This is a genomic window from Sphingobium rhizovicinum (assembly GCF_042647625.1).
In the GTDB taxonomy this organism is placed as follows: domain Bacteria; phylum Pseudomonadota; class Alphaproteobacteria; order Sphingomonadales; family Sphingomonadaceae; genus Sphingobium; species Sphingobium rhizovicinum.
Genome location: NZ_JBHRVU010000002.1, coordinates 212426 through 224404, shown reverse-complemented (window position 1 = coordinate 224404; position 11979 = coordinate 212426). Strand labels below are relative to the sequence as shown.

At 64.4% G+C, this 11979-nt stretch carries 4 protein-coding genes and 5 pseudogenes; 6 read left to right on the top strand and 3 right to left on the bottom strand.

All coding sequences use genetic code 11. The features are described from left to right. Positions 1-52: 52 nt before the first annotated feature. The 4 genes and pseudogenes from ACFOKF_RS01240 to ACFOKF_RS01225 all read left to right on the top strand — a co-directional run. A pseudogene (locus ACFOKF_RS01240) lies at positions 53-580 on the top strand (copper-binding protein); the annotation flags it as partial. 103 nt (positions 581-683) lie between these two features. Then, positions 684-3825, top strand: a pseudogene (locus ACFOKF_RS01235) (efflux RND transporter permease subunit). Continuing rightward, positions 3822-4226 carry a copper-binding protein gene (locus ACFOKF_RS01230; RefSeq protein WP_007406376.1) on the top strand — a complete coding sequence of 135 codons (405 nt, stop codon included), beginning with the start codon at positions 3822-3824 and terminating at the stop codon, positions 4224-4226. The pseudogene ACFOKF_RS01235 and the gene ACFOKF_RS01230 overlap by 4 nt, the downstream one beginning before the upstream one ends. 281 nt (positions 4227-4507) lie before the next feature. Then, positions 4508-5770, top strand: coding sequence for a hypothetical protein (locus ACFOKF_RS01225; RefSeq protein WP_007683327.1), 1263 nt, complete (start codon positions 4508-4510; stop codon positions 5768-5770). Positions 5771-5899: 129 nt separating this feature from the next. Here the strand turns inward: ACFOKF_RS01225 and ACFOKF_RS01220 are convergent. The 3 genes and pseudogenes from ACFOKF_RS01220 to ACFOKF_RS25640 form a co-directional block, all read right to left on the bottom strand. Then, positions 5900-6961: pseudogene (locus tag ACFOKF_RS01220) on the bottom strand (IS630 family transposase). 38 nt (positions 6962-6999) lie between these two features. Beyond that, positions 7000-7536 carry a GNAT family N-acetyltransferase gene (locus ACFOKF_RS01215; protein WP_380792234.1) on the bottom strand — a complete coding sequence of 179 codons (537 nt, stop codon included), beginning with the start codon at positions 7534-7536 and terminating at the stop codon, positions 7000-7002. Between the two features lie 250 nt (positions 7537-7786). Beyond that, positions 7787-8152 (bottom strand): annotated as a pseudogene (locus tag ACFOKF_RS25640) (recombinase family protein); the annotation flags it as partial. A gap of 125 nt (positions 8153-8277) precedes the next feature. Between ACFOKF_RS25640 and ACFOKF_RS01205 the strand changes: the two are divergent. Together ACFOKF_RS01205 and ACFOKF_RS01200 are read left to right on the top strand one after the other, a co-directional pair. After that, positions 8278-11168 (top strand): annotated as a pseudogene (locus tag ACFOKF_RS01205) (Tn3 family transposase). Positions 11169-11338: 170 nt separating this feature from the next. Beyond that, positions 11339-11938, top strand: coding sequence for a thermonuclease family protein (locus ACFOKF_RS01200; RefSeq protein WP_379489111.1), 600 nt, complete (start codon positions 11339-11341; stop codon positions 11936-11938). Positions 11939-11979: the final 41 nt, after the last annotated feature.

Here is an 11979-nt window from a genome sequence, read left to right as displayed (position 1 = left end):
GAATGCCAGCACCACGCTGGCGGGCTTCCCCGGCGAGCGCTTCGCCGGCCGGGTGATCGCGATCCTGCCGACCACGCAGGCCGACAGCCGCACGCTCACCGTGCGGATCGAGCTGCCCAACCGGGACGGCCGGTTGCGGCCGGGCATGTTCGCCAGCGTCGCGCTTGGCGGCGATGCCAAGCCGGCGCTGCTGGTGCCGAGCGAAGCGGTGATCCGCACGGGCAGGCGCACGCTCGTCATGCTGGCCGCAGGCGACGGGCGCTATCATCCCGCCGAGGTCCGCATCGGCCGCGAGGCAGGCGGCGAGACCGAGATCCTTGCCGGCCTGTCGCCCGGCGAGAACGTCGTCGTCTCGGGGCAGTTCCTGATCGATTCCGAGGCGAGCCTGTCGGGAATCGAGGCGCGGCCGATCGGCGGCGGTGCGGCATCGGCGACCATCGCCGCGCCGGCGTCGAAAGCCACGCTGTACGAGACGACGGGCAAGATCGAGCGGATCACGGCCAATTCGGTGACGCTCAGCCACGAGCCCGTTCCCGCGCTCGACTGGCCGGCGATGACGATGACCTTCGCGCTCGCCAATCCGGGCATCGCGCGCGGCTTCAAGGCGGGTGACCGGGTCCGGTTCGGGTTCGACCGGCCCCGGCGGGACCGACGCTGCGGCATATGGCGAAGGTGGCGGGCCAGTGATCGCCCATCTCATCCGCTGGTCGGTGAGGAACCGCTTCTTCGTCGTGCTCGGCATGCTCGCGCTGGTCGGCGCGGGCCTGTGGGCGGTGCGCTCGACCCCGATCGACGCGCTGCCCGATCTTTCCGACGTGCAGGTCGTGATCCGCACTTCCTATCCGGGTCAGGCGCCGCAGATCGTCGAGAACCAGATCACCTATCCGCTCACCACCACCATGCTGTCGGTGCCCGGCGCCAAGACGGTGCGCGGCTATAGCTTCTTCGGCGACAGCTTCGTCTATGTGATCTTCGAGGACGGCACCGATCTCTACTGGGCGCGCAGCCGCGTGCTCGAATATCTCAACCAGGTCCAGGGTCGGTTGCCGGCCAGCGCCCGCAGCGCGCTCGGGCCGGACGCGACCGGGGTCGGCTGGGTCTATGAATATGCGCTGGTCGACCGCACCGGCCGGCACGATCTCTCGCAGCTTCGCGGGTTGCAGGACTGGTTCCTGCGCTACGAGCTGAAGACCGTGACCGGCGTGGCCGAAGTCGCCAGCATCGGCGGCATGGTCAAGCAGTACCAGGTGCTGCTCGATCCGGTGAAGCTCGCGGCCTACGGCGTAACCCACGCCCAGGCAGTGCAGGCGATCAGCCAAGCCAATCAGGAAGCCGGCGGCTCGGTGCTGGAAATGGCCGAGGCCGAATATATGGTCCGCGCCTCGGGCTATCTGAAAACGCTCGACGATTTCCGGGCAATCCCGCTCAAGACTGCGGCGGGCGGCGTGCCCGTCCGGCTCGGCGATGTCGCCACGATCCAGGTCGGCCCCGAGATGCGGCGCGGCATCGCCGAACTGAACGGCGAAGGCGAGGTCGCCGGCGGCGTCGTTATTCTTCGGTCAGGCAAGAACGCCCGTGAGACCATCGCGGCGGTCAAGGACAAGCTCGCCGATCTCAGGAAAAGCCTGCCGCCGGGCGTCGAGGTGGTCACGGTCTATGACCGCTCGCAGCTGATCGATCGCGCGGTCGAGAACCTCACCCGCAAGCTGGTCGAGGAGTTCATCGTCGTCGCATTGGTCTGCGCCCTGTTCCTCTGGCACGTCCGCTCGGCGCTGGTCGCGATCCTGACCTTGCCGCTCGGTGTGCTGGCCGCGTTCGTCGTAATGCGGTTCCAGGGGGTGAACGCCAACATCATGTCGCTGGGCGGCATCGCCATCGCCATCGGCGCGATGGTGGATGCGGCGGTCGTCATGATCGAGAACGCCCACAAGAGGATCGAACGCTGGGAGCAGGATCACCCGGACAGACATCTCGATGGCGAGATGCGCTGGATCGTCGTCACCGAGGCGGCGGCCGAGGTCGGGCCGGCGCTGTTCTTCAGCCTGCTGATCATCACGCTGTCGTTCATTCCGGTCTTCACCCTGGAGGCGCAGGAAGGCCGGCTGTTCGCGCCGCTCGCCTTCACCAAGACCTATGCGATGGGCGCGGCCGCGATCCTGTCGGTGACCCTGGTGCCGATCCTGATGGGCTGGCTGATCCGGGGCCGCATTCCGGCCGAGCAGGCCAATCCGGTCAATCGCTGGCTCACCAATATCTACCGGCCCGCGATCGACTGGACGATGAAGCGGCCCAAGGCAGTGCTGCTGATCGCGGCTCTGGTGTTCGCCACCACGGCCTGGCCGCTCAGCCGGCTCGGCGGCGAGTTCATGCCCAATCTCGACGAGGGCGACCTGCTCTACATGCCCTCGGCGCTGCCGGGCCTCTCGGCCGCCAAGGCGAGTGAGCTGCTCCAGCAGACCGACCGCCTGATCAAGACCGTGCCCGAAGTCGAAAGCGTGTTCGGCAAGGCCGGCCGCGCCGAGACCGCGACCGATCCCGCGCCGCTCGAAATGTTCGAGACGACGATCCAATTCAAGCCCCGCGACCAGTGGCGGTCGGGCATGACGCCCGAACGCCTTGTCGACGAGCTCGATCGCCGGGTGAAGCTTCCGGGTCTCGCCAATATCTGGGTGCCGCCGATCCGCAACCGCATCGACATGCTCGCGACGGGCATCAAGAGCCCGATCGGGGTCAAGGTGTCGGGCAGTGACCTCGCCGAGCTCGACCGCATCGCGCATGATGTCGAGACCGTGGCCAGGAGCGTGCCCGGCGTCAGCTCGGCGCTCGCCGAGCGGCTGACCGGCGGACGCTATGTCGATGTCGACATAGACCGCGCCGCCGCCGCGCGGTTCGGGCTCAACATCGCCGACGTCCAGGCCATCGTCTCCGGCGCGATCGGCGGCGAGACGATCGGCGAGACGGTCGAGGGCCTCGCCCGCTATCCGATCAGCGTGCGCTATCCGCGCGAATTGCGCGACAGCCTCGAAAGGCTGCGGGCGCTACCGATCCTGACGCCCGCGGGCCAGCAGATCACCTTGGGCACCGTGGCAAACGTCTCGATCGCCGAGGGACCGCCGATGCTCAAGACCGAGAATGCCCGGCCTTCGACCTGGGTCTACGTCGATGTGCGCGGGCGCGATCTTGCCTCGGTGGTCGGCGATCTGCAGCGTGCGGTGGCGAAACAGGTCAGGCTCTCGCCTGGGGTCAGCATCGCTTACTCTGGCCAGTTCGAATATCTCGAGCGCGCGGTCGACCGCTTGAAGCTGGTCGTGCCCGCGACGCTGCTGATCATCTTCGTGCTGCTCTACCTCATCTTCGGCCGCTTCGACGAGGCGGCGCTGATCATGGGGACGCTGCCGTTTGCGCTGACGGCGGCATCTGGACGCTTTATCTGCTGGGGTTCAACCAGTCGATCGCCACGGGGTCGGGTTCATCGCGCTCGCCGGCGTCTCCGCCGAGTTCGGGGTGGTGATGCTGATCTATCTCAAGAACGCGCTGGCCGAGCGCGGCGCACATCCGGACGCTGCCGAGGTCGAGGCCGCCGTGCGCGAAGGCGCGCTGCTGCGCGTCCGTCCCAAGGCGATGACGGTGGCGGTGATCCTGGCCGGCCTGCTGCCGATCCTGCTGGGATCAGGCGCGGGTTCGGAGGTCATGAGCCGGATTGCCGCGCCGATGATCGGCGGCATGCTGACCGCGCCCTTGCTCTCAATGTTCGTCCTGCCCGCCGCCTACCTGCTGTTGCGCCGGCCCAAGACCGATCCCATCCCTCAACCCGTTTCATCATGAAGGAGAAGACGATGAACCATGCACGACTGACCATTGCCCTCGGCCTCGCCGCCCTGACTGCCGCGTGCGGCAAGAAGGCGGAGGCCCCCGTTGCGACTGAGACCAACGAGGCGGCGCCCGCCGCGACCATGAGCGGCGACATGGGCAACATGTCGATGGCGCCTGACGCGAACGCCGCGATCAAGGCCAAGGGCCATGGCACCGTCACCGCGATCGACAAGGCGGCAGGCACGATCACGCTCGATCATGGTCCGATCCCGGAGGCCAAGTGGCCCGCGATGACGATGGCGTTCAAGGCCGCGCCGTCGATCACCGATGCGGTCAAGGTCGGCGACAAGGTCGATTTCGACCTCTCGCTCAAGGGCAGCGATGGCGAGGTCACCGCGATCGCAAAGCAGTGATCCGCTAAGTTCGACCGGAAAAAGCTGGTTGCGGCGCCGCTCCCGGGCGGCGACGCCCGTGCCGGCCGTCTGCCTGGCTGTGCGCCCGGTCGACGGTTGCGACCGGCAACGCCCAATGCCAGCGGCGTTTCCCTGCGCGATCACCGACAATTTGAGCACGCTTCGCGGATCGCACATTGAACGTGCAAGCCGCCCTTGCTCGCGATAGCCTGAACGGCAAGGAGCCCAGTTTAGATGACCCAGCCAGTATGACCTTGTTACCCGCGACACATCATGATCTCGTGAGCGAGCTTGTCCGTCGTTGGCGAGACGATCCCGGCGCCACCTATCGCTCCTGGTTTCTGTGGGACGAACGGCTGAAAAACTTCCGCTCCATCCGTCGCGGGCTGCAGCAGGTGGTCGCAGAAATCGAAAGTGGGCGGTTCGGCGTCGCCTATCGCGGCTCGTCACTGGAAACGGTTGTCCACTCGATCGCCGAACAGCGGCAGATCTTCAAGGGCGCCGACCATGCCTGGCTGTGGAAGCCCAAGCTGCGCATTCCAGACATCTACGAAAGCCCGGACAACCAGCGGGCGTTCGGTCGCCTGCTCGACAATTGCTCGTGCTGCGATACCGCCGAGGAGATCATCAGCCACATCCGCAGCATAGACGCGCTCAAGATCAAGGGGCTGGGGCCGGCGGCGGCCAACCTGCTCTATTTCCTTCACCCGACGCTGGTGCCGCCCTTCAATACCGCGATCGTCAAGGGCTACAATGCCGTCACCGGCGCCAAGGTGAAGCTCGGGTCATGGGATCATTTTCTCGCCATGCGCGCCGGCATCCTCGACCTCAACGACCGTTACCGCGAGTTGCTCTCCAACGATCTCGGCGCGATCGGCGGACTGTTGTTCGACATTGGCTCGGGCCGCTATCCCGCGCCACCGCTGGAGGATGACGCAACGGCGGCCGACGACTGGCTCGGCAGATTGGAACATGCCAGAGCGGAGGCAAGCCGGCTCGACAAGACAGCCGCCGCGCAGGGCGAAACCGATCGCACGCACGCCGAAATCCAGGCCTGGCTGCGCGACCTCGGCCATGCCCTCGGTTACGATGTGTGGATCGCCGCCAATGACCGCGGTCGACTTCACGCTGGCTGCCCGCTTGGACAGGGATGCCTCGAGCGCCTTCCAGACGCCATTGCGACCTCTCCCGGAGCGGACTCGATCCGCCTCATCGACGTGTTGTGGCTGGCGAAGGGTGGCGACGGCGTCGCCGCCGCGTTCGAGGTTGAACATTCGACCTCGATCTACTCGGGGATCGTGCGCATGCTCGATCTGGCGCTGTCGGGGAGCGATCTGCACGCTGCCGCCGGGCTATTCCTGGTCGCACCGAATGCGCGCGAGCAGGACGTTCGCGCGCAACTCCGTCGCCCGGCTTTCAGCCGTATTGCCGATCTCGACTTCGCCTATCTGCCCTATGGCGAGCTGGAGAGAAACAGGGACGCGATCGCTCGTTTTGGAACGGGATTGAAGGCCATCAAGGCGATCTCAAGCCCCCTTCCCTGAAAGGGGGCGTTTGCGGGAGGGGGCGGAATCCTACGCCAAGCTCGCCCAGATAGCCGGCGCGAGATCTTACTTGTTGCTGCCTTCTACGGTCGCGCCAGAAAGGCGACGGCTCATACCAACCTGCATTGATCACGACCCACGCGCCCATTTGCGGCGTCCGATCGTCATGATGCGCCACGGCTGATCGATCAGCCTGTTCCATGCTTCGCAGCAAAGGTCGATGATGTTGTCGTGGGAGGTGAAGATCCGGTTGGACAGCCAGTTGTCGCGCATGAACTGCCAGATATTTTCGACCGGGTTGAGTTCGGGGCATTTGGGCGGCAGCGGAATGATGCTGATATTCTCTGGCACTTCGAGCTTTCCGGTCATGTGCCACCCGGCTTGATCCATCAACAGAACGCCGTGGGCACGGGTTCGATAGCAAGCGATATCTCCGTCAGGTGCAGCGACATGGTCTGGGTGTTGCAGAACGGGAGGATCAGACCTGCTCCCTTGCCAAGCTCTGGGCAGATGGCGCCGAAGATGTAGGCTGATTTCGTCCTCTGGTCCTTGGGCGCCGACGGCCGGGTGCCCCGTCTGGCCCAGCGGCGAGTGATCTTGTTCTTTTGGCCGATCCGGGCTTCGTCCTGGAACCAGACTTCTATCGGCGTGCCGTGCGGGAGGGCGGCCTTGACCTTTGCCAGTTCGGCTGCAAAGCCCCCTTTTTGAAGTCCTCCATCGCATATTCGTTCTGGGCATGATGGCGCGGGCGTGCCGTCAGTTTGACATAGCCCAGCTTCTTCAGCTCCCGCCCCACAGTCGTTTCCGTCAGGGACACGCCAAACTCGTCATGGAGCCACCGCACCAGATCGATCAGCCGCCAGCGAACAACTCCATGGATCGCCGGGATCGGGCCGCTTTCAACGATCTCCGCAAGGGCCCGACGCTGGGCGTCGTTCAACAACGGGGGCTTGCCCGGCGCCTTCCCGTCAAGGAGTCCGTCCGGCCCCGGGCATTGAAGCGCACCACCCAGTCGCGCACGATCTGCAACGTCACGCCGCCGATGCGCGCGGCATCGCTGCGGCTTGCGCCATCATAAATTTCCGCCAATGCCAGCAACCGTCGTCCCTGGTTCGCGCTCCTCGTCGCACGCGCCATTCGCCTCAAGCCCACTGCGTCAAAGTCGTCCCGCATTCTGATCGCTGCACCCATGGCCACGCCCTCCAACCAGAAGCCATAGATTCAGAAATTCAGCGCCTTGGGAATCCCCATCGTGAGTCAGCTTCACTGAAGGTTGGTATCAGTTCTATCCGGCGATGGCTACGCATTTTGAAGGTGTCTGGCCCAACGCGCCGATACTCAATGAAGCCGAGAGAACGCCAAAATCGCTCTGCCGCTTCATTCGCTTCCAGCACGGCCAACCGAATCTCTGTGGCACCTCTCGCAGCGGCCCAGCTTTCGACCGTCGAGTAAATTGAGCGTCCGACGCCACGACCACGCTGTGCGGCATCTACGATCATGAAGCCGAGATACCATGTGCCATCACGCGGATAATCGCGGAGGATGGCCGCGATTGCATATAGGCCGCCAGGCCCCTTCCATCCCAGGACAGCTTGATTGTGGGCGCTCTTTTCGGGCGGCACATCGGAGAAAAGCTCGCGAGCATCGTCCAGCGTGGGCGCGGCCCCGTCCTGCAACAGGAAATAGTCGCTGCAACGGTTGTACAGGTCTGCAACGTCTGCGGCGTCCGCTTGGGTAAGTTTGATCGGGGCTCCCGTCATCATCATCGCGTTTTGGCAGCAAGCACGCGCTGACCGTAATCCGGAGTTCCCCGTTGGGACCGACATAGCGGTAGAGAGTGACGCGCTCGATCCCGAGTTCCTTGCAGAGGTCGGAAACGGACGTGTCGCGTTGGGCCATAGCAGCCTGAGCGAGCCGCACCTGGGCCTTGGAGAGGGCGAACTTGCGGCCACCCTTGCGTCCCCGCGCGCGGGCAGCGGCCAGGCCAGCCATGGTGCGCTCGCGGATCATATCCCGCTCAAACTCCGCCAGTGTGGCAAAAATGCCGAACACCATCCGGCCCGATGGCGTCGTGGTGTCGATCTGCGCGCCCTTGCCGGTGAGCACCCGCAGACCGATACCGCGATCCGACAGATTCTGCACCGTGCTGACCAGGTGGGTGAGCGTTCGGCCGAGCCGGTCGAGCTTCCAAACGATGAGGACATCGCCGTCGCGCAACGATTTCAGGCAGGCGGCAAGACCGGGGCGATCATCACGGCTACCGGATGCACGATCATCATAGATATTGCCTGGCTCGACACCGGCAGCGCGAAGGGCATCGTGCTGCAGGTCGAGCGACTGCGAGCCGTCGGCTTTGGACACGCGGGCGTAGCCGATCAGCATGGATCACAAACGAAGGTTTGAGGCGGTGACGAACATGAGCACATAAGATTGGGCTATTGTGTATCTTAACCAGCATCTCAATCAAGCTATCTCAAACCGTAGCTCGGAAAGAATAAGGAGCATGTATGCCGCGTCGCGTGACCCTGACCGATCGACAGCGCGAGGCGCTGCTTCACTTGCCGGTCGATCAAGGTGAGCTGCTGCGGCACTATACCCTCAGCGATGAGGATCTCGGGCATATCCGCCAGCGCCGGCGCGCCCACAATCGTTTTGGCTTCGCGCTGCAACTGTGCGTCCTGCGCTACCCGGGCGGGTGCTCGCTCCTGGCGAGTTGATCCCGGCGCAGGTATCGGATTTCATCGCGGCCCAGCTCGGCCTGACCAGCGACGATCTACTCCTCTATGCCGCGCGCGAGGAGACCCGGCACGAGCATCTGGCGGACCTTCGCCGAATCTACGGCTATCGCTCCTTTTCGGGGCGGGGCGCACGGGATTTGCGCGAATGGATCGCTCGGGAAGCCGAGGCGGCGACATCGAATGAGGATCTTGCCCGTCGCTTCGTTGCGGAGTGTCGCCGCACCCGCACGATCCTTCCCGGCTCCTCGACGATCGAGCGCCTTTGCGCCGATGCGCTGGTTGAGGCCGAGCGCCGGATCGAGGATCTTATCGCCCATCGCATCACGCCAACCCTGAGCGAGAATTTGGCTCACCTGTTGGAGGATACGGTGGATGGTCGCGTCACGCGCTTCGTATGGCTGCGACAGTTCGAGGTTGGCGCAAATTCAGCAGCCGCTAACCGGCTGATGGATCGACTGGAATATCTTCAAAGGTTCGATCTTCCGGCGGATTTGCTGGACGGCGTGCCGGCGCATCGTGTGACCCGGCTTCGCCGGCAGGGCGAGCGCTATTACGCCGACGGCATGCGTGATCTGCCCGAAGACAGGCGGCTTGCGATCCTCGCTGTCTGCACCCTGGAATGGCGGTCATCGCTGGCCGATGTCATCGTGGAGACCCACGATCGCATCGTAGGCCGTCTCTATCGGGCCTCCGAACGCCTTTGCAACACCAGGATCGCCGACGAAAAGGCGGCCGTTCGGGACACGCTGAAGTCCTTTGCCGAAATCGGTGGTGCTTTGCTTGGAGCGCAGGACGATGGCACGGCCCTGGACGGGATAATCGCCACCGGGCCTGGCTGGGAACGGTTCAGAACCCTTGTCGCCACGGCCTCCGCGCTGACCAACGTGCTCGCGGCCGACCCGCTCAGCCGTGTGCTGGACGGCTATCACCGTTTCCGCCTCTACGCGCCCAGGATGCTGCGCCTGCTCGACATGCAGGCGGCGCCGATCGCCACGCCTCTTCTGGCGGCCGTTGCGATGCTGCGTAACGGGATCAAGGTCGATCCGCCGGTGGATTTTCTACGTCCCAACTCGAAATGGCATCGTCATCTTCGCGCTGAGCCCAGCGGCGACCACCGGCTTTGGGAAATCGCGGTGCTGTTCCACATCCGCGACGCCTTCCGGTCCGGTGACATATGGTTGGCGGGATCGCGCCGCTATGGCGACCTCAAGCAGCTTCTGGTCCCGCCACAGGCGATAGAGCAGACCGCGCGGCTCGCCGTGCCGCTGCGGCCCGGCGAATGGCTGGCCGAGCGCAGGGCTCGACTGGATACACGGCTGAAGGAGTTTGGCCGCGCGGCGCGAACCGGCACGATCCCAGGCGGCATCATCGAGAACGGCAAGCTGCACATCGACAAGCTGAGGGCCGACACGCCCGAAGGGGCCGAGGATCTCGTGCTCGATCTCTATCAACAGCTCCCGCCCGCGAGGATCACCGATCTGTTGCTGGAAGTCGATGAGCGAACCGGATTTTCCGAGGCGTTCACGCATCTGCGCACCGGCGCGCCCTGCAGCGACCGGATCGGCCTGATGAACGTGTTGCTGGCGGAAGGCGTCAATCTCGGTTTGCGCAAGATGGCGGCGGCGACCAACACGCACAGCTTCTGGGAATTGCTGCGGATCGCGCGCTGGCATGTCGAAGGCAGCGCCTATGATCGGGCGCTCGCCATGATCGTGGAGGCCCACGCCGCCCTGCCCATGGCCGCCTTCTGGGGACAAGGGCAATCGGCATCCAGCGACGGGCAGTTCTTCCTTGCTACCGAGCAGGGCGAGGCGATGAATCTGATCAACGCGAAATATGGCAACGTCCCGGGCCTCAAGGGATACAGCCATGTGTCCGATCAATATGCGCCGTTCGCAACCCAGGTGATCCCGGCAACGGTCAGCGAGGCTCCCTATATCCTGGACGGGCTGCTCATGAATGACGCGGGCCGCCGCGTTCGCCAGCATTTTGCCGACACGGGCGGCTTCACCGATCATGTGTTCGCCGCCTGCGCCTTGCTCGGCTACAGGTTCGCCCCCCGTATCCGCGATCTCCCTCAGAAAAGACTCTATGCCTTCACGCCCAACGCGACGCCGGCCAATGTGCGAGCGCTGGTCGGAGGTAAGATCAATGAACCGCTCATCGAGCGCAACTGGCCCGACATCCTGCGCATCATGGCGACGATCGCAGCGGGGATCGTCGCCCCCAGCCAGATTCTTCGCAAGCTCGCCTCTTACCCGCGCCAGAATGAGCTGGCCCTCGCATTGCGAGAGGTGGGCCGCATCGAGCGAACCCTGTTCATGATCGACTGGATTCTTGATGCCGGCCTCCAGCGCCAGGCTCAGATCGGCCTCAACAAGGGTGAGGCCCACCACGCCCTAAAGCGCGCCATCAGCTTCCACCGCCGAGGTGAAATCCGGGATCGATCCGGCGAAGGCCAGCACTATCGCATCGCCGGAATGAACCTGCTCGCCGCCATCATCATATTCTGGAACACCATGAAGCTCGGCGAGGTCGTCAATACCCGGGCCGCCAGCGGTACCCATATCGCGCCTGATCTACTCGCCCACGTCTCGCCGTTGGGATGGGAACACATCAATCTAACCGGGGAATATCGCTGGCCCAAATCCTTAGCGTAGGATTCCGCCCCCTCCCGCAAACGCCCCCTTTACAGCCAGCATGGCGGCGAGGCAGCGCGCGCGATCGAGCGCGCCACCCCGCACCTGACGGCGGACGGCCGCCAGCTCGTCGCCAAGCCGCCGCCCCATGCTGGCGACTGGAATGATCTGTTGCGCGAGATCCGTTCGCTATGAAGCTGTTTCCCGGAGCGACGCGATTCCAGCGATGGACGATGGGCGCGACGTTCCTGATCGTAGCGACTTACGCGATTTCGCAGAACAAGCAGGCGCTTGTTGAAGTCTCGAAAACGCGGCTGACGTCGCCTAACCCGAGGATCATAGACGGCGATACAGTCGATTTTCCCAATGGACGGGTGCGGATCGTCGGGATCGATGCGCCGGACGACGATCTGCCGCAGCTCAAGACGATTTCCAGCGAGGCACTGAGCGAATTGGCGGTGCGCGATGGTGGAATGGACTGTTCGGTGTCGATGTTCGACTATGCGATGCGGCGGGAAAATCAGTGCCGGACGGACCCCAAAAGTTATGGACGTCTCAACCTCGCCTGCCGGTTTCCCGCCAATAAAGCGAGTGTCGGTGCGACAATGGTCGCCCAGGGATATGCGGTGGACTACCGCGTATTTTCTGGCGGGGCGTATGTTGATCTAATGCAGAAAGCAGCCGCTCGACGGGCCGGGTTATGGGGCGTTGATTATGAGCGGATGCGTCAACTCGCAGTTCGCCGGGCACAGGTGCCACAAGGATGCAGCGTCGGAACGATCAAGCAATAGGCCGGGCCTGCCTTCGGCCCGCGCTCTACTGCGCGCCGCTA